This window comes from Bittarella massiliensis (ex Durand et al. 2017), from assembly GCF_009876955.1.
In the GTDB taxonomy this organism is placed as follows: domain Bacteria; phylum Bacillota; class Clostridia; order Oscillospirales; family Ruminococcaceae; genus Bittarella; species Bittarella massiliensis.
Genome location: NZ_WWVY01000002.1, coordinates 35,624 through 59,421 on the forward strand (window position 1 = coordinate 35,624; position 23,798 = coordinate 59,421).

At 68.2% G+C, this 23,798-nt stretch carries 13 protein-coding genes and 1 tRNA gene; 3 read left to right on the forward strand and 11 right to left on the reverse strand.

What is annotated here, in order from left to right; translation table 11 throughout:
- The first annotated feature begins 169 nt into the window (after positions 1–169).
- From GT748_RS01320 to GT748_RS01330, 3 genes are all read left to right on the forward strand, one after another.
- A complete protein-coding gene (locus GT748_RS01320) occupies positions 170–1,360 on the forward strand; it encodes a CynX/NimT family MFS transporter (RefSeq protein WP_021659848.1) in 1,191 nt (396 codons plus the stop codon).
- Between the two features lie 561 nt (positions 1,361–1,921).
- A complete protein-coding gene (locus tag GT748_RS01325) occupies positions 1,922–2,230 on the forward strand; it encodes a PadR family transcriptional regulator (protein WP_368033970.1) in 309 nt (102 codons plus the stop codon).
- Complete coding sequence (locus tag GT748_RS01330) at positions 2,227–3,405, forward strand: DUF2812 domain-containing protein (RefSeq protein WP_073260925.1); 1,179 nt, start codon at positions 2,227–2,229, stop codon at positions 3,403–3,405. The genes GT748_RS01325 and GT748_RS01330 overlap by 4 nt, the downstream gene beginning before the upstream one ends.
- A gap of 573 nt (positions 3,406–3,978) precedes the next feature.
- Here GT748_RS01330 and GT748_RS15325 read toward each other — a convergent pair.
- The 11 genes from GT748_RS15325 to GT748_RS01390 form a co-directional block, all read right to left on the reverse strand.
- Complete coding sequence (locus GT748_RS15325) at positions 3,979–9,093, reverse strand: EAL domain-containing protein (protein WP_243147935.1); 5,115 nt, start codon at positions 9,091–9,093, stop codon at positions 3,979–3,981.
- Between the two features lie 225 nt (positions 9,094–9,318).
- Positions 9,319–10,677, reverse strand: coding sequence for an amidohydrolase (locus GT748_RS01345; RefSeq protein ID WP_021658771.1), 1,359 nt, complete (start codon positions 10,675–10,677; stop codon positions 9,319–9,321).
- A gap of 297 nt (positions 10,678–10,974) precedes the next feature.
- Positions 10,975–11,061 (reverse strand) — tRNA-Leu (locus GT748_RS01350).
- A 47-nt stretch (positions 11,062–11,108) separates the two neighbouring features.
- Positions 11,109–11,696: a toprim domain-containing protein gene (locus GT748_RS01355; protein WP_073260923.1), complete on the reverse strand. Its 588-nt coding sequence runs from the start codon at positions 11,694–11,696 to the stop codon at positions 11,109–11,111.
- Positions 11,697–11,709: 13 nt separating this feature from the next.
- Entirely contained in the window at positions 11,710–12,741 is a 1,032-nt protein-coding gene (holA, locus tag GT748_RS01360) for a DNA polymerase III subunit delta (protein ID WP_161213292.1), read from the reverse strand.
- Positions 12,742–13,672: 931 nt separating this feature from the next.
- Entirely contained in the window at positions 13,673–14,845 is a 1,173-nt protein-coding gene (locus GT748_RS01365; protein ID WP_021660287.1) for an iron-containing alcohol dehydrogenase, read from the reverse strand.
- An 821-nt stretch (positions 14,846–15,666) separates the two neighbouring features.
- Positions 15,667–17,190: a ComEC/Rec2 family competence protein gene (locus GT748_RS15880; RefSeq protein WP_143161539.1), complete on the reverse strand. Its 1,524-nt coding sequence runs from the start codon at positions 17,188–17,190 to the stop codon at positions 15,667–15,669.
- Positions 17,191–17,240: 50 nt separating this feature from the next.
- Positions 17,241–17,780 carry a phosphoribosyltransferase family protein gene (locus tag GT748_RS01375; protein ID WP_021659837.1) on the reverse strand — a complete coding sequence of 180 codons (540 nt, stop codon included), beginning with the start codon at positions 17,778–17,780 and terminating at the stop codon, positions 17,241–17,243.
- Positions 17,781–18,016: 236 nt separating this feature from the next.
- Positions 18,017–18,754 carry a gamma-glutamyl-gamma-aminobutyrate hydrolase family protein gene (locus tag GT748_RS01380; protein WP_021659835.1) on the reverse strand — a complete coding sequence of 246 codons (738 nt, stop codon included), beginning with the start codon at positions 18,752–18,754 and terminating at the stop codon, positions 18,017–18,019.
- 836 nt (positions 18,755–19,590) lie between these two features.
- Complete coding sequence (locus GT748_RS01385; RefSeq protein ID WP_073260919.1) at positions 19,591–20,808, reverse strand: YibE/F family protein; 1,218 nt, start codon at positions 20,806–20,808, stop codon at positions 19,591–19,593.
- A gap of 995 nt (positions 20,809–21,803) precedes the next feature.
- Positions 21,804–23,687, reverse strand: a complete 1,884-nt coding sequence (locus GT748_RS01390) for a DUF3825 domain-containing protein (RefSeq protein ID WP_021659829.1) — start codon at positions 23,685–23,687, stop codon at positions 21,804–21,806.
- Positions 23,688–23,798: the final 111 nt, after the last annotated feature.

The window sequence follows — 23,798 nt, forward strand, 5'->3', positions numbered from 1 at the left end:
TCTCCTCCTCTCCCCTCTTGGGGGTGTGTTGTCCCATCTTACCGCCTGGCGGCGGGGATGGCAAGGCGGGCAGAGAAATTTTTGCCGTTTTTTTGCCCAGGCTGTCCCCCCGGGGGCTGCTCTGTGCTAAAATGAGGAGGATGTGTATAGAAAAAGGAGCGGATCTCTCTTGAACGACAAGCGCAAACAGAGCCTGCTGGTCCTGGGCATCGTCTTCATCGCCTGCAACCTGCGCGCCCCCATCACCTCGGTGGGGCCGCTGGTGCCCACCATCCAGGGGGACACCGGCCTCTCGGGCACCTGGACGGGGATGATCACCACCCTGCCCCTGCTCTGCTTCGGGTTGGTCTCCCCCTTTGTCAGCCGCCTCGGCCGCCGGTTCGGCGGGCCTCAGGCCGTCTTTGGGGGGATGGTGGCCACCGTGGCCGGGCTGGTCATCCGCTCCTACTGCGGGGTCTGGGGGCTCTACCTGGGCACCCTCCTCATCGGCTCGGGCATCGCGGTGAGCAACGTGCTGATCCCCAGCATCATCAAGGAGGACTTCCCCACCCGCGCGGGCACCATGATGAGCGTCTACACCACCGCCATGTCGGTCTTTGCCGCCGCGGGCTCGGGGGTCAGCGTCCCCCTGGCCGCCGGGCTGGGGCTGGGCTGGAAAAACGCCCTGGCCTCGCTGCTGGTGCTGGCGGTGCCCGCCACCCTCCTCTGGCTGCCCCAGCTAAAGGGGGGCGCGGACAGGCAGGGCGGCGGCGGGGGCGACCTCTTCCGGCAGATGCTCCGCGACCCCCTGGCCTGGAAGATCACCCTCTGCATGGGCAGCCAGTCCCTCCTCTTCTACGCCGTCATCGCCTGGCTGCCCTCCATCCTCCTGGGGCGGGGGGTGACGGTGGAGCAGTCGGGCGGGCTGCTGACGGCCATGCAGCTGGTGGGGCTGCCCGCAGCCTTCTTCATCCCCCTGCTGGCCGACCGGCGGCGGGACCAGCGGCGGATCGCCGACACCGTCACCGCCCTCTTTGCGGTGGGCTTTTTGGGGCTCTGCTTCGGGCGGGGGCTCTGGGTGCTGACCCCCTGCCTGCTCTGCCTGGGGTTTGCCCAGACCGCCTCCCTCAGCCTGGCCCTCTCCTTCTTCGTCTGCCGCTGCCGGGGCGGGGAGGAGACCGCCGCCATCTCGGGGATGGCCCAGTCGGCGGGCTACCTCCTCTCGGCGGTGGGGCCGCTGCTCTTCGGCGCCCTGTTCGACTGGACCGGCTCCTGGGTGGCGCCGCTGGTCTTTTACGGCGGGGTCATCCTCCTCTACGCCTACACCGCCCACCAGTCCAGCAAAGACGTCTACCTGCTGGACGGGGATGTTGAACGGTAGACTCTTCCAAGGGACAGACAGGCTGGGATACAGCCTGTCTGTCCCTTTTTTTGGGGGGGACTGGCGGGGCGGGCGTTCGCCCGGGAATGGCTGGAAAGGACCGGAGAGGGCACGGGGCCTCTCGACAGCTCCCCCTTCGGATGGCCGCCGTCGGGGAGCGCCCGCGCAGAGAAAACCGGCGGTCCGGGAGTGGGCGCGTCCTCTTTCGGGCGACATCCCCGCCTGTTCCCCTGAAAAGGGAACGCCGAACCGGAATAGAGGCCGCCCGCGCGCAGTCGGAAAAGGTGGAAAGGGGCGCTGGGGAGCCGCGCCCCCGCCTTGCCCTGCCTGCCAAGCAGGGGAAAAGATGGGCCCCGCATCCCCGCGGCAAAAAAATGGGGGACAGGGGAGATTTTCGCGCCCTCTGCCCTCCCCTCCTTGCAGGGCGTCGGGGAGGCGAAGGGGCGTTTCCCCTCTTCTCCCCGGACCGGCCCCTCCCTATTGCCAGCAGCGGCGATCTGTGCCATTATTCTGTCAGACGATATATCGCGTCGCATAATAGTTGGAGAGGAGGGGAGCGCGGTGGCCGAGACACAGCCCATGAGCGAGGCCATGTACTACGCCCTGCTGGCCCTGACCGAGCCGGGCCACGGCTACGCCGTCATGCAGCGGGTGCGCGCCCTCTCGGGCGGGCGGTTGGAGATGGGTCCAGGCACCCTTTACGGGCTGCTGGCGCGGATGAAAAAGGAGGGGCTCATCGCCCTGACCGCCGAGGGGGCGCGGCGAAAGGTCTACGCCCTGACCCCCGCCGGACGCCGGGCCCTGCTGGGCGAGTACCGGCGGCTCAAACAGATGGTGGAGGGCGGAGCGAGATTGGAGGGGTACCAGTGAAGAGGCGATACCGGTTTCACCCCGGGGACTACGCCCTGGGGGAAAATGAGCAGTTTTACACCGAGATGGCGGCCCGCGGCTGGCTGTTGGAGAGGCGGGGGGCCTGGCTGAGCCGCTTTCGCCGGGGGGAGCCCGCCCGGCTGCGCTACCGGGTGGAGCTCTCCTGCCCCGGGGTCTTTGACGAGAGCAGCGAGCTACCCGAGGAGCAGCGGTCCCTCTACGAGGCCTGCGGCTGGCGCTTTGTGAGCCGGGGCGGGCTGGTGAACGTCTTTTGCGCCCCCGAGGGCAGCGGCGCGCCCGAATTTTACAGCGACCCCCGCCAGCAGGCCGACACCCTGAAGGCCCTGCGGCGAAACTACCTCTTGGGCTGGCTGCCCTTTCTGCTGTTGGCCGCCCTGCAACTGGCGGTGGGGGCCGCCCTCTTCGGCGGCGCCGGCAGCGCCCTAGGCCGGTGGGCGGTCTCCCTGCGGCTGGCCTGGGTGACCGAAACCGCCCTGGTGGCGGCCTTCGCCCTCTTTTTGCTGCGGGAACTGACCGCCCTGCTCTACGGCGAGGTGCGCACCGGCCTTCTCTACCGGCGGCTGCGCCGGGGGATCCCCCTGGACCACGCGCCGGGCAGGCGGCAGCGGCTCTACCGGGCCGTTCGCGGGGCGCTGCTGGCCGGCTGCGCCGCCTTTGCCTGCCTGGCCGCCGTCCAGTGGGCGTCCGGCCGCCCCGCCCCTCTGCCCCAGACCCCCCGGGGGCCCTATCTGCTGCTGGGCGACCTGGGCCACCGGGGGGAGCGCACCACCCTGCCGGTAAAGGGGGGCGAGAGCACCCTCTCCCACACCCGCTCCCTGCAAGCCGAGCAGTGGCGGACCCGCGAATTTTTACGGGAGGGGGAGCAGAGCCCCTGGCTCTACCAGCAGGTCTACCGCCTGGGGAGCGAGCGGGAGGCCCGGGCCCTCCTCCCCCTGCTGCTGGCCGAAGCGCCCCTTGCCCGGGACCCCAGCGCCTTTGCCGCGGTGCAGGCCCCCGGCTTTGACGAGGCCTACTGCGCCGGGGCCGAGTGCGCCGCCCGGCGGGGGAACACCGTCTACTTCATCACCTACAGCGGTCTCATGGACCACCCCGAGCAGGGGGAGGCGCTCTGGCAGGCCCTGGCCCAGCGGGAGGCCGCCTGGCGGGAGGGATAGGGCGAAACCGGGCGGAGCCGCCCGCTCGAAAAGGGCGCTGCCCGGGAAGGCGCGCCTGGGGGGATGGCGGCCCGCCCCCCTGCCAAAACGGCAAGGGCTTTGGCAGAGGGGGGTGCGACGCCCCCGGTGCGGCGGAGGGAAGCGGATTTTCTCCCCCCCCCTTTCCTCTCTCGGCGAGGGCCCGCCCTGTCCCCTCTCTCGGGAAAGGGAGGCCCCTTCCCCCACAGCGGCGGAGGGCGAAACCGGGCGGTCGGCAGATTTCGGCTGGCAGACCTTGCCCCCTCCCCCTCTCTTTGACAGAGGAAAGGGCGGTCTCCCCCTTTTGATGGGGACATCGGGCGAAACCGAAAGGGGCGCAGCCAGCTACATCTCCCCCCTTTGGCCGGGAAATCGGAAACACCACAAGCGCCCCCGAGGAGCAGCGATCTGCTCTCGAGGGCGCTTGTTTGCCGCCGGTCCTGGGCGGGGGCGGTTCGACAGGGTGGCGTGGGCGGCTTTTGCCGCGGCGCATTTCAAGTCTTCATCTGCACGGGGTGTAGCCGGGCCGAGTTGTGCGAACGGGGCGGTCCGCCGTCACCCGGCACTCTCCGGGGCCCCGTCCAGCTCCCCGCGGGGGGTGGGGGGCATCCCCTTCCCCGCCAGCTCATAGCGGACCGACTTCATGTCCGAGTGGTACTTGTAAAAGGCGTTCTTCCCGCCCATCTTGGCGCTGAAGAGGGCCATGTCCGCCTTTTGGTAGAGCTCGTCAAAGGTGCGCCCCTGCTCGGGCGCCATGGCAAAGCCCGCCGAGATGGAGAAGACGATGGTGTGATCCTGGGCCTTGTAGCTGACCACCATCGAGCGGACGACGGCGTCCAGCTTGCGGATCACGTCCTCCTCCCGGATGTTCTTGCACAGCACCAAAAACTCGTCGCCCCCCACCCGGCAGAGGATGTCCTCCCCCCGGAAAAAGCCCCGCAGCCGCTCGGCGTTCTGGGCGATCATCGAGTCGCCGTAGGCGTGGCCGAAGACGTCGTTGGCCAGCTTGAAGTTGTCCAAATCAAACATCAGCAGCGCCGCCGACTCCTCCCGCTGGGCGGCCAGGTACTCCTCGATCTTGGGGATGGCGGCCCGCCGGTTGTAGAGGCCGGTCAGGGCGTCGATCTCGGCCAGTTGGGTCAGCTTGAGCTCCTGCCGCTTCTGCCGGTCGATGTCCATGACGAAGAGGTAGGCGAAGACGTCGGGCGAACCCTCCAGCTCGGCCAGGTGGACCATCAGCCGCATCCAGTTGGCCTGGCCCCGGTAGAGGCGCTGGTAGTCCATGCTGGCCAACTGCTGGCCCTGGCGGTAGCACTCCAGCAGCCGCTCCCGGTCGCAGAAGGCGGCGAACTCCTTGCGGAAGGAGGGGAGCACCAACTGCCGGCCCACGTGGTCCAGCAGCTCTTCAAAGCAACTGCCGCCGCGGTAGCCGGTGTCCGTCCGCCAGGCCCGGCCGTCCTTCCCCACCGAGACGGTGTTTTGCTGCAAGTTGGCGCGGAAGTCGTAGACCGCCTGCCCCCGCAGCAGCTCGAGGATCTTGCGGTCCTCCCTGCTCTTGAGGGACTCGTTTTTCTCCCGGGTGATGTCCCGGTAGTAGCCCACGGCCCGCGCCGGGCGGCCCTCCCCGTCGCAGATGGTCTCGCCGGCGGTGTGCAGCCAGCACAGTTCGCCGTCGGCCCCGGTGACGGGGAACTCGCAGGCAAAGCGCTCCCGGTCGCGCCCGCCCTCAAAGGATCGCAGGTAGGCGGCGATGCGCTCCCGGTGCCCCTCGGGCAGGCCGGGGTGGGCCAGAAGCCGCCCGGCAAAGCCCGCTACCCGCTGGTCCTCCCCCGCCACCGGGCGGCCCAAGATCCGCTCGATCACCGCCCGGCCGCAGGTGGTGGAGAAGGTGAGGGCGCCGGTGCGCAGGTCCCAGTCCCAACTGTCGATGCCCGCCTGGCGGAGGATGCTCGAGAGCTTCTGACCGGCCAGCCAGAGCTCCCGCTCCTTCTCCTTGACGGTGGTCACGTCCCGGTTGGTGCAGAGGTAGGTGACCTCCCCCTCCCCCTGCTCGATGCAGCGGCCGTCCAGGGAGACCCAGGCCCGCCGGCCGCTGGGAAGGTCGAGCCTCGCCACCTGGTGGAACTCGCCGCGGGCGGCCACCGCCGCCACCATCTCCCCCCGCAGCCGCTGCCAGTCGCCGGGGGCCAGGTAGCCCTCGTACCGGCGGGTGCGCAGCATCTCCTCGAACTGGCCGGGCCGACCGCCCAGGTCGCGAAAGAGGCCGTCGGCGATCACCCGGACGCGCTCCCTCTCGCCGCGCACCTTGAGCAGGAAGATGTTCTCCGGAGTGTGGGCCATCAGCAGCCGCATCTTGTCCCGCAGCTCCACCGTCTCGGTGATGTCGACGACCATCCCCTGGAAAAAGCGCTTGCCCTCGTACTCCATGTACCGGCTCTGGTCGATGACCCAGCGGTAGCCGTCCTTGCCGCACATCCGGTACTCCATGGAGCGGCCCATCCCCTCGCGCTGGAGGTTGTCGCCCCCCATCTGCACCAGGGCGCGGTCGTCGGGGTGGACCATCTCCAAAAACTGGTTGTCAAAGCGCTCGCCGATCTCCTCCCGGGTGAAGCCGAACATCTCCAAGAACTGGTCGCTGATGTAGAGAAAGCTGTACCCGGGGTCGTCGTCGCAGCGGTGGTAGGCCCCCGGCAGGGCGTGGTTGAGGAAGTCCAGCTCCCGGTTTTGCTCCAGCAAAAAGGCGTTGCGCTCGGCCAGCCGCTGCTGGGCGGCCATGGTCTGGGAGATGTCGGTGCAGGCGCTGACGATGGCCAGGCGGCCGTCCTCCGCCTCGATGACCCGGCCCTTGTCCAGGGTCCAGAACCAACTGCCGTCCTTGCGGGGCATCCGGTAGGTGGTGGTGTATTCCAGCCCCGGGTAGTAGCGGGGGCCGATGTCCCGGGTCACCGCCGCCAGGTCGTCGGGGTGGATGGTGTTTTGCACCCGGTGGCCGATGGCAGCGGCGAACTCGTCGTAGCTGTCGTAGCCCAGCAGCCGCACCATCTCCCGGTTGGCGAAGTAGAGGGGGAACCCCTCCTCGCAGTAGCCGCCGATCATCCCCCCGGGGCTCATCTGGGCAAAGATGGAGGCGGCGGCGCGGCGGTTCTCCTCCGCCAGCTGCATGAAGGACTCGTCGTTCTCGGCCACCCCCACCACCGCCGAGAGGGCCTGCTGGGAGGAGGCCAGCTGCTCCTCCTGGCGCTTTTGCTCGCTGACATCGCTCACCGAGCCGTAGTAGAGCCGGTGGCCCAACTGCTCGCGCAGAAAGAAGGTGCGCAGGTGCAGCCAGATGGTGTCCCCCTCCTCGGTGAGGTAGCGAAAGTCGCCCTCGGCCCCGTTCAGGGGGCTGGCGTGGGCGCGGCGAAAGATGTCCAGCGCCACCTCCCGGTCCTCGCTGTATACGCTCTCCATGGTGCGGCCGCGGCGCTCCTCCATCCCCTCGGGGGTGGTGCCGGTGACCCGGTAGTACTGCTCGTTGACCTGCATCGGCTCCACCTGGTCGCCGCAGACGTCGTAGAAGGCGATGCCCCCCAGGATGTTGTTGAGGAGGATCTCGCTGAAGAGGTTTTCGTTGAGCAACTCCCTAATCTGCAACATCCCCATCCGCTTGGTGTGGATGCCCCGGTAGTCGAAGTTGCCCTCGTCGGCCAGCAGGGCCTCCGCCTCGGCGATGGGCATGGGGCGGGCGAAGTGGTAGCCCTGGCCGTACTGGCAGCCGATCTCCAGCAGGAATCCCGCCTGCTCGGGGGTCTCCACCCCCTCGGCCACCACCCGCAGCCCCATCAGCCGCGCCATCCCGACAATGGCTTCCAGGATGCCCGAGCCCTTGCCCGCGCTCTGCTCGCGCATCTCCAAAAACTTCATGTCGATCTTGAGGACGTCCACATTCACGTCCTTGAGCATGTTCAGGGAGGAGTAGCCCGAGCCGAAGTCGTCCATCAGCACGGTGAAGCCCGCCTGCCGCAGCCGGGACACCGCCTCGGTGATGATGTCAAACTCCTCGGCGTAGGCGCTCTCGGTGATCTCGATGGCGATGAGGTGGGGGTCCAGCCGGTAGCGCTCGACGAGCTGCTGAAAGCAGGCCGCCACGTCCATGGTGTAGAGGTCCACCCGGGAGACGTTGACCGAGACCGGCACCGGCCGAAAGCCCCGGTCGAGCCACTCCCGCATCTTGGCGCAGACCCCCTCCCAGAGGGGGCGGTCCAGGTTGGCGATAAAGCCGTTTTTCTCCATCAGGGGGAGGAAGGCGCCCGGCGCCACCAGCCCCCGCTGGGGGTGCTGCCAGCGCACCAGCGACTCGAAGCCGACGATCTTGCCGGTCTTCATGTTGCACTTGGGCTGCAGGTAGAAGGTGAACTCCCCCCGCTCCAGCCCCCGCTGCACCTCGGAGAGGAGGTGGTGCTCCTCCTCCATCTGCCGCATCATCCCCGCGCCGTAGCGGCAGAGGCGGCGGGCGTAGTTGCCCTTGACCGAGGCCAGGGCCAGGGCGGCCCGGTCGTACAGGGTGCGCACCGGCAGGGCGGGGTCCTCCACCCCGCAGACGCCGAAGGCCGGCAGGAACCCGGCGTTGCCCCCCCGGCTGCGGGCCACCTCGGAGACCCGGGTCTCCAGCTCGTCCAGCGCCTCGGGCGCGTCGGGCAGCAGCAGGCAGAAGTCGTCGTCCCCCATGTAGCCGGCGATCCCCCCGCGGTCCGTGGCCAGGGCCCGCAGGCAGGCGGCCACCGCCGCCAGGAAGTCGTCTCCGACGGACCGGCCGTGCCACTCGTTGAAGAGCTTGAAGTGCTCGATGTCCACTGCCACCACGCAGAGGGGGGACCCGCTGCCGGCGGCCACCGCCCCGTCCGCCGCGGCGAAGAAGGCGGCCCGGTTGTAGAGCCCGGTAAGGGGGTCGACGACGGCGGGGGCGAGGGCGGCCGTGGCCTCCTCCAGCTCCCTTCGCTTTTGGCTGTCGATGTCCTGCACAAAGCAGAGGACGATCTGCCCCTCCCCCGCGGCGCGGCGGAGGGGGACCACCGTCTGCAGCACCCAGCGCCAGCCGCCGTCGGTGCAGTGCTTGCGAAACTCCCCTTTTATGGAGCCCTCGCCCGCCAGCCGCTCCAACAGGTCCTCCAGCGACCAGAAGCGCAGGAAGGCGGCCCGGTCATCGGGGTGGACCATCCCCTCGGAGGCCTCCCCTACCAGGTGGGTCAGCCGCCCTTCCAGGGCGGGGAGGAGGTACTTGTCCCCCTCGTGGTAGAGGATGCGGTAGCGGTCCTCCCCCAAGTCCAGCTCGAACAGCTCGTCGTAGACCGAGAGGCTGGTGAGGCCGTAGAAGAGGCCCTTGTTGTCCTCCTGGATCTCCCGGGCAAGGACGATGTCGCACTCCCCTTTGCCGGGCCACTCCAGCTTGCCGGTGCTGACCTCGACCCAGCGGCGCAGCCACTTGTTGTAAAAGACGGTCCCCTCGCCCTGCCCGCCGTGCAGGGGGCAGCCGGGGCAGGGCCCCTCCTCCCGGCAGAGGGCGCGGTAGCAGGACTGCCCCAGCCGCAGTTCGGGAAAGATCTCCCCCAGCGCCCGGTTGAAGTGGACGATCCGGTGGTCCCTGTCGATCACGTAGATGGCGGTCTCGCTGCCGCCCGTTTGTCTGTCCATATTGCCCCATCCCGATCCTGCCCGCCGCGGCAGGGGATCGCTTTTCTTTTTGTATACAATTTATTATACGACCTCTGTCCGGGATGGTCAACCGGCCCCCCTCTCAAAAAGGGGGAAAAAAGAAAAGGGGCGGAGAACGGCCCCCCTCCTCCCACCCGGCAAAAAAGCGCCCCGGCCGGATGCGGCCAGGGCGCTCTCTTTTTGCGCAGAGGGGGTTGGGGGGAACTAGTCCTCCAGCAGGGGCAGGGGGTCCATCTCCATCTCGATGGTGCCCAGCATGCTCTCCATGTACTCCACATAGCTCTCGCGGTCGAGCTTGGGCTGGTAGATCTCCATCAGGTGCCGGGCGCCGGCGGCGTCGCCCTTGAGCAGGTGGTAGGCGGTGAGGGCGAAGAGCTTGGCGGGCAGGATGTAGGCGATCTCCTCGTCCACCACCTCGACGTTGTTGTTGTGCAGCTGGCCGGTGAGGCCGGTGGTGTAAAACTGGATCAGGGGCATGATGGCCGACACGTCGCCAAAGTCGGTGGAGCCGGTGATGTGCTCGCTGGCCGGGACCTCTTTGACCCGCAGGGGCCTGTCCTCCCCCACGGCGTCGAGGGCGGCCTGCAGAGCCGACACGTCGGGGCAGGGCTGGGTGGAGAAGTAGCCGGGCAGGGTCTCGATCTCCAGCCCGCAGCCGGTGGCCAGGGCCCCGGCCTTGAAGGAGCGGTCGACCTTGGCGTTGGCGTCCTTCACCGCCTCCATGGTCTTGGCGCGCACGCAGTACTCCAGCACCACGTCGTCGGCGATGATGTTGACCGCGTCGCCGCCCTGGAGGTAGTAGCCGTGGCAGCGCACCGTGTCCTCGTCGCGGAAGCTCTCCCGCTGCAGGGCGATGCCGTGCAGGGCCAGCTCGGCGGCGTTGAGGGCGTCGACCCCCTTCTCGGGGAAGCCGGCGGCGTGGGCCTTGCGGCCCTTGAACTTGACGGTCTTGTTGACAAAGACGTTGGAGGAGCAGTTCATGATGATGGCGTCGTGCTCGGCGTCGGTGTCGCTGTGGTGGCCCAGGGCCACGTCGATGTCCTCAAAGGCGCCGATGCGGATGAGCTCGCACTTGCCGCCGCCGTAGCGGGCCTTGCCCTCTTTGCGCAGACCGTTTTTGTAGTCGATGTCCACAAACTCCTCCGACGGGGTGGACATGAAGACCACGTTGCCGTCGAGGGCCTCTTTGACCTCGGGCACGCTCAGGGCCAGGGCCGCGCCGATGGTGGCGGTCAGCTGGGCGTGGTGGCCGCAGCAGTGGGCGGCGCCGGTCTCGGGGTTGGTGTCCTTGTGGTTGGCGATGGGCAGGGCGTCCAGCTCGCCGATGACGGCCACGGTGGGGCCGGCGGTGCCCTTGGGCTTCAAATAGCCCTTGGCCCCGGTGATGGCCAGACCCTCGTCCACCTCCATCCCCAGGTTTTTGAGCAGCTCGTTGAACTTGCCGGCGGTGCGGAACTCCCGGTACCCCAGCTCGGCGTGATGCCAAATATCCCGGCCAAAGGCCACGATCTGCTCGCGGTTTTGGTCGATGGTTTCGATGATCTTCTTCTCGATTTGATCCAATGAAATTACACCCCTTCAGTCACATAGTCTGACAAAATAACCGTTGTCGCCCCCTATTATACCGCCCGGCCGCCGCCCTTGAAAAGAGCAGCGGCGGGAGTTCGGCACTTTGGCACAACAAAGCAGTAAAATTCTGGGGTGATTGCATAAAACATTCGGCAGCAATACTTACAAAACCCGACCAAATGCGGCAACCGCGGAGCTGCAGAAAAAATCCTTTTTCTAAAATCAAGCCGCCAAAAGGCATTGGACAAAAGAAAAAACCTGGAGCACAAATTGGCTCCAGGCTCTGCCCAGTGGTGCCGCTGACGAGACTTGAACTCGTACGGAGTCTCCCCCGAGGGATTTTAAGTCCCTTGTGTCTGCCGGTTCCACCACAGCGGCATGCCTCTCTGGCAGCTTTTTCAGTATATCCGCCGGGGCTGCGTTTGTCAAGGCCGCCCCAGCTCCTCCGCCAGGGCCGCCAACTCCTCCCGGGTACAGAGGTCGTTGACCGCCCCCAAAAGCCCCTTGGGGGAGAGGTTTTCCGGCAGGTCCAGCCGCGCAAGCAGCGCCCCCCGCCGCGCCGCGCTGTCAGCACCCCCCACCAGCCCCCAGTTGTAGAGGTCCAGCCGGGTGATCTCCCGGGGGCGGGGCGCCCCGTCCGCCAGGGCGCCGGCGGTCTGCAGCGCCCGCAGCAGCACCTCCCCCGGCACCCCCTCGACCCCCAGCTTCCCCTCTTTGGAGGGGCGGGCCTTCCGCCGCTCCTTGCCGTAGATGTCGGGGATGTAGGCGTCCACCACGTCGCAGCCGGCCAGGTAGTTTTTCAGGTAGCTGCGGATCTGAAACCCCGCCACATCGCTGTCGGTGAGGATCACCGCCCCCTTCTGTCGCGCCAGGGTGCGGATCTCCCGCTTCTTCCCCTCGTTGTGAAAGAGGGAGAACCCCCCGCAGGGGATGATGGTCCCCTCCACCAGGTTGGACAGCTTGATCTTGTCGTAGCGGCCCTCCACCACGATCACCCGCTCACAGCGAACCATCCCGCTCCCCCCTCTAGCGCGCCCGCAGCAGCAGGCTGATCTGCACCAGCAGCCGCTGCAAGACCACGGTGGCGTCGGCGCCGGAGGACTTGAGGGCCAAGTCGGCCTCCAGCAGCTCCTCCAATATCTTCACCACCTGCCCGTACTTCAGGCTGCGGCTGTTCTGCACCGCCTGCTTGACCCGAAAGTCCCCCGGCCGGTAGCCAAAGGTCTTTTCGATCTGCGAGGTGGCCAGCCGGTCGGCCTGGCCGCACTTGACCTTGTACATGTCGCAGAAGTTGGTGGCCAGGGCCGCCACAATGGTGATGGGCTCCTCCCGGGCGTCCAGCAGGTCCCCCAGCAGGTGGAGCGCCCGGCGCACATCGCCCCGGATCAAAGCCCGCGCCATCTCAAAGGAGGTGCGCTCCACCGTGGGGGCGGTGAAGCGGTCGATGTCCTCCCGCCGCACCGTCTCCCCCAGCCGGTAGCTGCCCAGCTTCTTCAGCTCGTTTTGCACCTTCAACAGGTCGCCGCCGCAGTGCTCCACCAGATAGGCCACGTCCCGCTCGGCGATCGCAATGCCCTCCTCCCGGGCGAGGGCCGCCGCCAGCTTGGCGCAGGAGGCCGCGTCCGGCTTGTTGACATCCACCAGCGCCCCCTTGGCGTCGGCCAGCTTGCGCAGCTTCTGGGCCTTGGCCCGCTTGACCTTGTAGCTCTCCTTGACAAACTTCTCCTGGGCGATGAGCACCGTCTCCAGGGAGAGGTAGTCGGCCATCTCCCCCAGCCGCTTGATCTGGGCCTCGCTCATCCCCTCGGGGGAGAGCCCGCTGATCACCAGCACCTTGGGCGGGGTAAAGGAGACGGTCACCACCTCGTCGCCCAGGGCGTCGAAGTCCAGCTCGTCCCCGTCCAGGCGGACGACCTGTTCCTCCCCCGCGCCCAGCGCCTCCAGCAGCTGTGCGGTGAAGCGCTCCATCAGGTAGCGCTGGTCGCCGAAAAAGTAGATGAGCCCCCCCAGGGGCCCGCCCTTTACCGCCTTGGCAAAGTTGGTGGCCGTGTACTTCAAGCTCGCCTCTCCCCTCTCGCCGGGCCGCCCCGTGGCCGCCCGCATCTCTAGTCATTATAGCAAACCGCCGCCCCTTTTTCCATAGGCAATCCACAGCCCTCCTCGCCAGAGGGCGCTTGGCCCTAACTGCCCTCCCCCCAGCCGCCACCGACACCGTCCCCCCGCCGCCGAGCTCCCCGCCGCGGCCGCGCCGGAGCGGCGCTCTCCCCGTCCATCCCCGACAGACCTTTTCCCTGTGACGGCACAGTGCCTGGCCCCCCGCGCGCAGCCGGCCAAGAGTCCGCCCGGCAGCCCCTCCCCTCCGCCCAAACGCTCTCCCATCGGGCAAAAGGGCAGCGCCTCGGCCGCCGCCCGGGCAGAGCCTCCCGCCAGAGAGAGGGCCAAGCTCCCCATCATACCGCCGGCCAAAAGGGCGTTCGCACCCCTCTCCACCCGCCGAGCGAAGCGCCCCCTCAAAAGGAGCGCAAAAATCCCCGGGAAACCCGGCGGAGAACCCGGCCGCCGAAACAGCCGTTTCCTTCCACCCCTCCGTGCAGCGGCGAAGGAGCGGCCGGAAGAGGGGCCCGCACAAGCCCAGACAGCCTCCGCCGGCACGGACCGAGACCGGTCCCGCCAGAGCACCGCCTGCAAAAGAGAGCGGCCCGCCGACGCGCCCTCCTTCCGCCCGGTGCAGCGGCAGAAGGGGTCCCCTCCGCCAGACGCCCCAACCGGCCGCAAAAGCAAAAAGGACATGAGGCCGAGGGACTTCCCCACTCGCCTCCACCAGACAGTCCCCTCGTCCCCAGCCCATTCTCCGCCACCCCGGCGCAGCAGCGGGTCACACCCCTCCGTCCCCGCCACAAGCCCCCCTTGCCCCTCTGAGCCCGCGAAGGGACCAAAAAGGGGCGGGGCAAAGGGACTGTTCCTTCCTTTGCCCCGCCCCCTGCGCGCCTCACAGGCAGGCCCGGTAGATCTCCAGCACGTCGGCCGCGTCCAGGGGAACGACCCCCTCCTGCAGCGCCGGGGCGGCGGCCCGCTCCGCCAGCTCCCCCAACTGTCCCCCGGCGGCGCCCAGCTCCCCCAGCCGCTCGGGCAGACCCAGCACCTGGGTGAAAAAGCGCTGGGTCTCGTCGATGGCCCGGCGGGCCAACTCCTCCTTCGGCAGCTCCCTGTTCAGCCGCCAGACCTGCACGCCGTACTCGGCAAACTTCTCCAGGGTGGTCGCCCGCAGCACATAGCCCATCCAGGCCGGGGCCAAAACCGACAGCACCGCCCCCCAGGGGGCGTCGAACCGGTCACAGAGCTGCCGTCCCATGCCGTGCACCTCCCAGGGGAGCTTGCGGCCCCAGCCGGGCAGCTCGCTGACGGCCAGCCCCAGGGCCCAGAGCAGGTCGCCGCAGGCCCCCTCCTCCCCCCGCAGGGCGCCGCCCGCGCAGTGGATACAGGTCTTGAGGATGCCCTCAGCCAACCGCCGCTGCAGATAGGCCCCCTCCCCCGGGGCAAGGTAGAGTTCCAGCCCCCGGCAGAAGAGACCGGCGATCTCCTCCGCCACCTGCCCCCGGTCGCCGGTGTAGGCAAAGACCGGGTCCAGGGCGAGGAGCCGGGGCAGCGGTCCGGGCGAGCCCACCGGGGCAAAACCCGGCAGCGCCCCCTCCCTGCCGGAGGAGGCCAGTGTAAAGACGGCGAAGAGGGGGAGGGCCGGCTCCCCGCCCTCTCCCCGCCTGCCGAAGCGGCCCGCCGCCGCAATGGCCTGGGCGCACTGCAGGGTGCGGGCCCCGCCCACGGCGAGGATGCCGTCGAGCCGGTATCTCTGGTAGATGTCGATCCCCCGGGCCACCACCCGACTGCCGCCGGACGGGTCCTCTCCGCCCGCCAGGGACGACGGCCCCAGCGCGTCCCGCGCAAACGGCGGCCCCTCTCCCTCGGCCAGATCCATCTCGGTCCAGTGAAAGCCGTGGGCCCAGAGGGTCTCGTAGACCAAATCGTGCAGCCGCCCGCCGATCACCCGCCCGTCGTAGAGCACCATCAGCTTGTCCAGGTGCCCGCGCACCGCCCCGATGGCCCGGTCAAAGACCTGGGGACCGCTGATGAACTCGGTGTCGACCCGGCCGCAAAACTGTGTCATATCGTTTCCTCCCCTCGCCGTGCGGCACCCTTTTGCCGCCGTCTCTCCCTTTCCCCTATTGTAGCGGCCGGGGAGAGATTTGAAAAGAGTATGTAAAAAATTCCCACGCCCTTTCCGCCCTCCGCACAGCTTTGCCAGCCCGCCTACATCCCCGGGGAGGGGGGCGTCACTCCCCTTGACCAGCCGCGCCACCCCAGCGGGAGGCAGCCCTCCCCATGAAAGCTTCCCCCCCTCACTGGAAAGGGCAGCGCGCCACCTCTGGGCTGTCCCCCATCAAAGCCATTGCAGGGGCACACCAGCCCAATTACAGCACCGCTCCTGCCGGAGATACCTTCCCCTTGACCGGCCGCGTCGCCCCAGCGGGGGACGGCCCTCCCCATAAAAGCCTCTCAAACCCCAACTGTGGGGGGCAGCGCACCACCTCTGAGCTGTCCCCCATCAAAGCCATTGCAAGGGCACACCAGCCCAATTACAGCACCGCTCCCGCCGGAGATGCCGCCCCCCTTGACCGGCCGCGTCGCCCCAGCGGGAGGCAGCCCTCCCCATGAAAGCTTCTCCCCTCCTCACTGGAAAGAGCAGCGCGCCACCTCTGGGCTGTCCCCCATCAAAGCCATGCGCAGTCGGAGCTGCCGCCCATCCCCTCAACAACCCGACCCGAACCGGTCCTCCCCTGCTGCAATAACGGCGCCTCCCCCCTCGACCAGACATCCCCGTCTCTTGACACGCGCTCCTCATCCGCAAAAAGAGGGGGCACAGCCCCCTCTCCCGCACCGCCAAAACCTGCGCCCGCCCACCAGAGGCAAAGCTCGCCGCTCCCCTTCTCACCCCGCCAGCAGCCAGCCCCCCAGGGCGCAGAGCGCCGCCCCCGCCGCCAGCCAGCGCAGCCGGTGGACCCGCTCGGGCAGCTGCAGGCAGATGGCCCCCCACAGGCAGGCCGCCCCCAGCCCGTACCAGACGCCTGGCCCCCGCAGGGGGAGCACCAGCCAGTCCCACCGGGCCAGCAGGTGGGCCGCCGCCGCCATGGCCCGGGCGCAGAGCCCAGCCAGAACGGCAAAGGGGTAGCCCAGCGCCTGTCCCCAGGGGCCGGGCAACAGCCCCAGCAGGCCGCAGAGGGCGCCCCCCAGCACCGTGGGCCCCGCCAAGGGCAGGCAGAGCAGGTTGCCGGCAAAGGCCAGCAGGGACAGCTCGCCAAAGGAGAGGGCCAACAGCGGCCCGGTGCAGCCCAGCACCACCCCGGTCTGGCAGAGGCTGGTCACCAGCGGCCCCCGCTCCCCCACCGCCCTGCGCACCCGGGGCAGGGCCAGCACCAGCGCACAGGTGGAGCCAAAGGAGAGCAGCAGCCGCAGGTCGGCCACCGCCAAGGGGTCCCCCAGGGTCAGCACCAGCCCACACACCCCCATGGCGGTGGGGCCGTCCACCGTCCGGCGGCAGAGAAAGGCCCCCGCCCCGTAGCAGCAGAGCACCACCGCCCGGCAGATGGAGGGGGAAAACCCCACCAGCGCCCCATAGAGGAGGGCCAAAACCACCCCCGCCAGCACCGCCCCCCGCTTGGAGCCCCCCAGCAGCCGCACCAGCCCTGCGCCCATGGCCGCGCAGAGCCCCAGGTGCAGCCCCGAGAGGGCCAGCAGGTGGGCCACCCCCGCCGTCTGAAAATCCCCCCGCACCCCCTCCGAAAGGGCGGCGCGCTCCCCCCAGCTCATGGCTGCCACCAGCTCCCCCGCCTGGGAGGGCAACTGCCGCCGGACCGAAGCGGCCAGCCGCTGCCGCCAGCGCTCCAGGGCGGCGGCCGGGCTGTCCCGGTGCCCCAAAAAGAGGAGGTGCTCCTCGCTCAACAGTTCGGCCGAGAGGTAGATGCCCCGGGGCGTCAAGCTGTCCCAGCCCCCGGCCGGGCGGTCGGGGAGCCCAAACCGGGCGGTACAGACCGCCTGGTCCCCCACCTGCAGATCCGCCGTCCCCCAGACGAGCACCTCCACCAAAAAGGGGAAATCGGGCGCCCCCTCGGCGGTGGTGGAGCCCACCCGGGCCACAAAGCGGGTCGCCCCGCTGGCCTGCCGGGGGGCTTCGGTCACCTCCAGCACCGTCTCCCCCAGCTGCCCGGCCAGCCGCCGGACCGGCTCCACCCGGGCGGCGCAGACCCAGGCGTTGGCCGCCACCGCCGCGGCCGCCGCCAGGCAGAGGAGGGCCGACGGCAGCGCCCGCCGCCGCGCCAGCAGCAAAAGCAGCAGCCCGACCGCCGCCGATCCCGCCGCCAGCACCCCCTTGGCCAGCGGGGAAAGGGGCAAAAAATAAGCGGCCTCCAGAGACAAAAACCAGCCAAAGCCGATCGTCCCCAGAGGCCGCTTCACCAACTGCCCCACCTCGTTAGTGGGCGGGCCGCAGCCCGCCGCAGTCTGTCCTATTTTTCAAAAACGGGAAGTTTGTCCAAAAAGATGATGTCGTCGCGGTTGGCGGCATCGCCCTCGGCCAGCACGGTGGCCTTGCCGACGATGTTGCCGCCGGCCTCGTTGACCAGCACTTCCATGGCGCGCAGGGAGTCGCCGCCGCTGATGACGTCGTCCACGATCAGGATGCGCTTGCCCTTGAGCACGTCGGCGTCGGCCTTGTCCAGGTAGAGGTCCTGCACCTTGGCGGTGGTGATGGACTTGACGCTCACGTGGATGGGGTCGGTCATGTAGAGCTTGGTCATCTTGCGGGCCGGGTAGTAATTCTTGCCGCTCTGGCGGGACATCTCGTACGCCAGAGGGATGCCCTTGGCCTCGGCGGTGACGATGTAGTCGAATTCCGGCACGATCTTCAGCAGCTCTCTGGCGCAGGCGATGGTGATCTCCACGTCGGAAAACATGACGAAGGCCGCAATGGACAGGTGGTCGTCCACCTTGCAGATGGGCAGCTGCCGCTTGCACCCGGCGATCTCGATCGGATAGAACTTTTCCATGCTAAACTCCCTTTACACCGCTTCGGCGGCCCGCCCCCGCAGGGGCCGCACCCGCCGAAACTTTTTTTGGGCCGGGCCTCTCCCGGTCCCCCGTTTTGCCCCCCTCGCGCCCCTGCGAAGGGGCAAAAGGGAACGCCGGCCGCCCCCGGGGGGACAGCCGTCCTCGGCTATTATAGCACAACTTCCCCCGCAATAAAGGGGAAACGCCAAAAAAGGGGCGAAAAATTTTGCCCCGCCTACTCCTGTTCCCCGCCGCCGCAGGTCTCGACCAGCAGCCGGAAGACAGCCAACATGTCCCCCCGGGTGGCGGAGAGCATCTCCGGGTGAAACTGCAACCCCAGGGCAAAGGAGCCGCCCTGGCGCTCGATGGCCTCCACCACCCCGTCCTTGGCGGTGGCGGCGGTGAGAAAGCCCTCGGCCACCCGGTCGATGGCCTGGTGGTGCAGCGAGTTGACCTGCGCCGTCTCCCCCAAAATGGGGGCCAGCACCGACTGGCTGTCCACGCTCACCGTGTGGCTGGCCTGGATGGGGTGGCTGGGCTGCAGGTGCTGCACGAAGGAGGAGGAGAGGCTGGGCAGGTCCTGGTGGAGGGTGCCGCCGCAGACCACGTTGAGGATCTGGCAGCCCCGGCAGATGCCCAGGATGGGCAGTTCCGCCTGCAGCGCCAGCTTGCAGACATACATGTCAAAGCGGTCGCGCCGGTCGGAGACGGCGGTGAGGTTTTGGTGGGGTTCCTGCCCGTAGAGCAGGGGGTTCACGTCGTGCCCGCCGGTGAGCACCACCCCGTCGCAGAGCTCCAGCTGGGCCTGCACCACCGCCCGGTCGCCGGTGATGGGAAGCAGGATCGGCACACCCCCCGCCCGCTGGACGGCGGCGATGTACTCCTCGTGCACATAGTCGCTGCTGCAGCCGAAGAACACCGGATCGTCGTGCACGGTGGTGCCCGCGGTGATGCCGATCACTGGTTTTTTCATACGAATCACTACCTTTTACATATTGGCGCTTTGCCTGCAATCAGTATACCAAAAAACACAAAAAACAGCCAGTGCCCAGGCTCATTTTCTACCATTGTATCAGTTTTTTCCCCCGTTCAGGTGCAGATTGCCGGACGGTCCCTCTCCAGCCTATATAAAGCTATTTGCCTTTACAGCATTTGCCGTCCATTCCTCAGCCGTCCCCAGGGACAAATCCCCCTCTCTTCCCTCCAAAAGGCCCTGCCGCTCCCATCCCAGCCATTTTCCTCCGCTCAGGCAGGCCGTGTCCAGAAGGCAGCGCCTTCATCCACTCCTATCCCAGCCGTCTTTCCCCACCCAAGCGGGCCGTGTCCGGAAGGACAGCGCCGCCATCCGCTCCCATCCCAGCCGTCTCCCCGCCCAGGCAGTCCGTGTCCAGAAGGGCAGCGCCAACGCTGCTCCCGACCCGGCCGTCTCCCCGCCCAGGCAGGCCGTGTCCGAAAGAACAGCGCCGACGCCACTCCCGCCCCGGCCGTCTCCCCCGCCCAGACGGGCCGTGTCCGGAAGGGCAGCGCCGCCACCCGCTCCCATCCCAGCCGCCTCCCCGCCTAAGCGGGCCGTGTCCGGAAGGGCAGCGCCGCCATCCGCTCCCAGCATCCACCCCCTTCTCCTCAAAGGCGCTTTTCCCCGCGCCTCCCCCCTTGCCGGCTAGCCCCCTGAAAAAGAAGGAGGGGCGACGGTCCCGGTGCCCTCTGCACCAGAGCCGCCGCCCCTTGGCCGCTTCTCCCGTTTGGCCCCGCCCGCGCCGCAACAGCCTGTCCGCCGGGGCGCGCCGGAACATGTAAAGTCTATCCCCTTTATAGATTGGGCAGGTCCTCCCAACTGGGCTTCCGGGGCGCCTCCTCGGCTTTATGGGGACCGTCCTCCCCCTCGCCTCCCCGGTGGCCGTAGAGCAGCCCGCAGATCAGGGAGGTGGCGGGGATGGTCAGGAGGATGCCGAAGCTGCCCACCAGCGCCTGCAAGATCTCCACCACGATCATCTCCCGGTTGAGGATGTAGAGCAGGGAGTCGTTGTAGGCAAAGAGGAGGAGCACCACCGACAGGGAGCTGCCGATGTAGGCCAGCACCAGGGTGTTGGCCATGGTGCCCAGAATGTCCCGCCCGATGGTGTAGCCCGAGCGCACCAGGCTGTGAAAACTCGAGTTGGGCAGCTTCCGCTTGATTTCGTAGAGGGAGGCGGCGATGTCCACCGCCACGTCCATGATGGCCCCCACCGCGCCGATGATGATGGCCCCAAAGATGATGGCCTTCAGATCCAGCGGCTTCTCCCCGTTGAGGTACATCAAAAACATCGAGTTCTCGTCCACCATCCCCGTCAGGCGGATGATCTTGTCCATCCCAAAGGTCAGCAGTCCGGTGATCAGCACCCCCGCCGCGCAGCCCAGCCCGGCGGCCAGACTCTTGCGACCCGGCCCGTTGACGATGAGCAGGGTCATCACTACGATGAAGGCGCAGACCAAAATGGCCCAGAGGTAGACGTTTTGACCCGAGAGGATGGCGGGCACAAAGACCGCGAAGATGGCGGCGATGGTAAAGCCCAGGGAGAGGATGGTGTTGACCCCCTTGGCCCGCCCAAAGGCAAAGAGCACCAGGCAGAACACCACCCCCAGCCAAATCAGGGCGTCGCTGCGCACCCGCTCGGCCCAGATCCAGTCGGTGTCGGCCTGCTCGTCGGGGTTGTGGGTCAGCAGCACCTTGTCCCCCGCCTGCACCTGGTCGGGCTGCCCGCCCATGAGGGGGTCGAGCTGCTGCTTGGCAAAAAGCACCTGCCCCTTGCGCGCCCCGGCGAGCACCTCCCCTTTAAAGTAGGTGCTGTCCTGGGTGGTCTGGGTGATCCCGTCGATGACCACCTGGCTGGGCACCCGGGCGGTGATCTCCACCACCCGCACCTTCACCGTCTCGGCGGCGGTCCCATCGCCCTGCAGCGCCAGGCCCTCGGTGGCGATCTTGTTGCCGCCCCAGAGCAGCAGTACCGAGCAGAGCACCGTCAACAGGTAAATCAGTTTCTGCTTCACGCGTCCGTCCTCCCTCTCTTCCGCCCGCCCCGTGGCGGGCAATATTGTACCAGTATACCGTCCCGCCGCCGCCCTCGTCAACCGCCGGGCAATGTCAAATTTCCCCGCCGGGCAGCAAAAAAGGGGGTCATTTTGCCCCCTCTCCCGCCGCCATCTAGGGGGCGGGCCGCCGTCCCGCCCACACACACGACTGCCGCAAGCGGGTGTCCCCCTACTCCCCGTCCAGGCAGCTCTCCCCCTCGCTGAAATGCCGGAACGGCGGCCTCCACCGCCCGTTTCCAAATGGCAAAGGACCGGCAGTGCGCGCGGCCCCCACTGCGAGGGCGGGCCCCTGTGGGAAAACGCCACAGCAAGCCGGGAGAGGGGCCTCAAAAGGGCGCTCTCCCCCTTCCCGTCCCCCCTCATTCCTCCCGGCAGTAGGAGGGGGAAGACCGGCAAAGCGATGCGCCCATCTCCCAGGCAAACGGCCCTCTGCGGGGAATATCTCCCCCACAGACGGCGTCCGCAGAGGCGCAGAGAGGGCCCGGCCGCCGTCCCCTTCCGGCCACCGGACCCGACCGGGCTTCCTTTCAGAGGAACCGCTCCAGGGCGCAGCCGCCCCGCTCCCCCCGAACACTGCCGCAAGCGCCCCCCTCAACGGCGCGCCACCGCACCCGGCGGCAAACAGCAGCCCGCGCCAGACAAAGCGCCTCCTCCGCGAGAATTCCCCGCAGAAGGGCCGGGGAGCCGCCTCCCCAAAGCCCTCTTTGCCTTTCTAGGAAAATCTCCCCCGCATCCAACGCGCCTCATCTCTCCCGAACACTGCCGCAATCGCCCCCCTCAACAGCGCGCCGCCCGCACCCGGCGGCAAACAGCAGCCCGCGCCAGATAAGCGCCTCCTCCGCGGGAACACCCCGCAGAAGGGCCGGGGCACCGCCCCTCAAAAGCTCTCTTTGCCTTCCCCCGCAGTCAGCCACCCCGGCGGGCCATCCGCCCGCGCCGGCCTCTCTGCCGGCCTAGTCCTCCTCCCCTGCGGCCGCGGCGGCGCTGGTGTCCAGCCAGTCGCTGTCGGGCCGGCAGAGGAGCCGGGCGTCGATGTAGGCCTCCCGCAGGGGGAGGATGGTCTGCCCCTGGTAGTTGCCCGACTGGGTCAGCTCCACCACCAGCGCCACGTCCACCCGGTCGTCGTGCAGCAGGGCCAGGGGGAGCATCAAACTCATCACATTGCGGGTGGGGAAGAAGCAGGGCAGGGCGGTCTTGAAGTTCCACCGCACCCGCTTCTTGGCCAGTTCCACCGCCTCGTCCACCCGACTGCAGATGCGGCGAAAGTGCTTGTCGCCGCCGTCCAAAAAGGCCCGCAGCCGGTCGTAAAGGGCCTTTTGCTCCCCGGGGCGGCCCTCCCGCAGCCCGCCAAGCACCGGGCGCATCTCCCCGCTGTCGTAGAGCACCTCCTCCAAAAAGTCCAGGGGAAGGCGGTTGACGTTGTCCACAATGATGTGGTGGCGGTCGAGGATCAGCTCCCGCTCCAGGTCGTAGAGCAGGTCCTCCTTGCGGCGGAAGTAGCTGGCCGCCTGGGGCAGGGGATTGAAGCTGTCCACCAGCCGCTTGCCCGCCCCCCGCGAACCGGCGGTACAGAAGCAGTCAAAGGCCCAGGGGGTCTTTTCCGGTTGGGCGTTGGGGAGGAAACAGGCGTAGATCTCCTCGTAGGTGTGGTCCACCAGCCCGGTGTTGAAGGCCGCGAACTCCCGCCGCCCCTCCCGCTCGAGGATGCAGACCTTCCCCTCCTGCTTGAGGCGGTAGAAGGTGTACTTGATGTAGCGCACCAAAATGGAGTAGTCGTCGGCGTTGTCCCGCGAAAAGCTCCAGCGCTCGGGCAGGGCCATCTGGGCCAGGGTGCGCAGGAATTCGGTCATGTTCCCCAGGTAGGCGAACTTGCCCAGCTCGTCCCCGGGGCGGCTGTTGTCCCGGTCGTAGCCCACCCAGTTGACATACCAGCCGTAGCTGCCGCCGGGGCTGGCCTCTTTGAAGGAGGCGACCACCCCTTCGCCGGTGGTGCCGGTGAGGGTGGTGTCGAAAAACCAGGCGTCCCCCCGGCGCTCGATCCGGTCGTCCCGGTAGGCCGCCCGGTACCCCTCCATCAACTGGGCGGTCTGCTGGTGGCTCAAATAGCCGCCCCGCAGGCCGGTGAGCAGGTAGTTGGCGTTCTGCACCGCCGCCTTGGTGAGGAAGATGTTCCCCTCCATCCCCTCGGGAATGGGGCGCTCTCCCCCGCCGCTCGGGGGTGTCTCCTCGGGGGCGGGCGCAGGCTCCTTCGGCCCGGCAGGGGTCGCCGGCGCGCCCTGCGCCCCCTCCCCCTCGTACCGGGGACAGGGGCGCAGCACCACCTCCACCACCGGCGGGTCGAACTCCTCCCGGGTCAGCAGCTGGGCAAACTCCTCCAACTGCTCAAAGGCGGTCTTCATCTTGTACACCCCTAAGCTGACCTTGGTGTACCCGGCGGCAATCAAATCGCTGCTGGCCTGGGCCAGGGGGATGGGCTCCCCAAAGGGGTGCAGCCCCGTCAGCAGCCGGTAGATTTCCCCCCGCACCTCTTCCGAGAGGGCGGCCGCCTCGGGCCGCAGCTCCCCGCCGATGCGGTATTTCAGGTAACAGGGCCGGTCCCGGGCCGGGTTGCTGTTTTTCACCAGCAAGATCTCCACCCCGCCGTCCAGGGAAAAGCCGAGGCCCTCCCCCTCCCGCCGCAGGGTGCCGTCCGCCCGGGCGCCCTCGTAGGCCGCACAGAGCCGCTCGAAGAGGGTCTCCTCCTCGACCTGTAACCGCTTTGCCAGGGAGTGGACCACCCCCCGGTCGATCAGTTCTTCCAGTGGGCAGTCCTCCCACCGCATCTCCTCGCCGTCCATCCATCTGCTCCTTTGCCGCAAAATCGGCCGCCCTCCGGCGGCGCTCAAACTGGTCTTATTGTACCATCATCCGCCGGCAGTGACAAGGCACAGCCCGTCCCGGCAGGGGGC

What these genes read in the sequence shown, in the direction of transcription:
- GT748_RS15325 (WP_243147935.1), bottom strand. Translation starts at nt 9,093, where the DNA reads ATGGACAGACAAACGGGCGGCAGCGAGACCGCCATCTACGTGATCGAC.
- GT748_RS01355 (WP_073260923.1), bottom strand. Translation starts at nt 11,696, where the DNA reads ATGGTTCGCTGTGAGCGGGTGATCGTGGTGGAGGGCCGCTACGACAAG.
- GT748_RS01365 (WP_021660287.1), bottom strand. Translation starts at nt 14,845, where the DNA reads ATGACACAGTTTTGCGGCCGGGTCGACACCGAGTTCATCAGCGGTCCC.
- GT748_RS01375 (WP_021659837.1), bottom strand. Translation starts at nt 17,780, where the DNA reads ATGGAAAAGTTCTATCCGATCGAGATCGCCGGGTGCAAGCGGCAGCTG.
- GT748_RS01380 (WP_021659835.1), bottom strand. Translation starts at nt 18,754, where the DNA reads ATGAAAAAACCAGTGATCGGCATCACCGCGGGCACCACCGTGCACGAC.
- GT748_RS01390 (WP_021659829.1), bottom strand. Translation starts at nt 23,687, where the DNA reads ATGGACGGCGAGGAGATGCGGTGGGAGGACTGCCCACTGGAAGAACTG.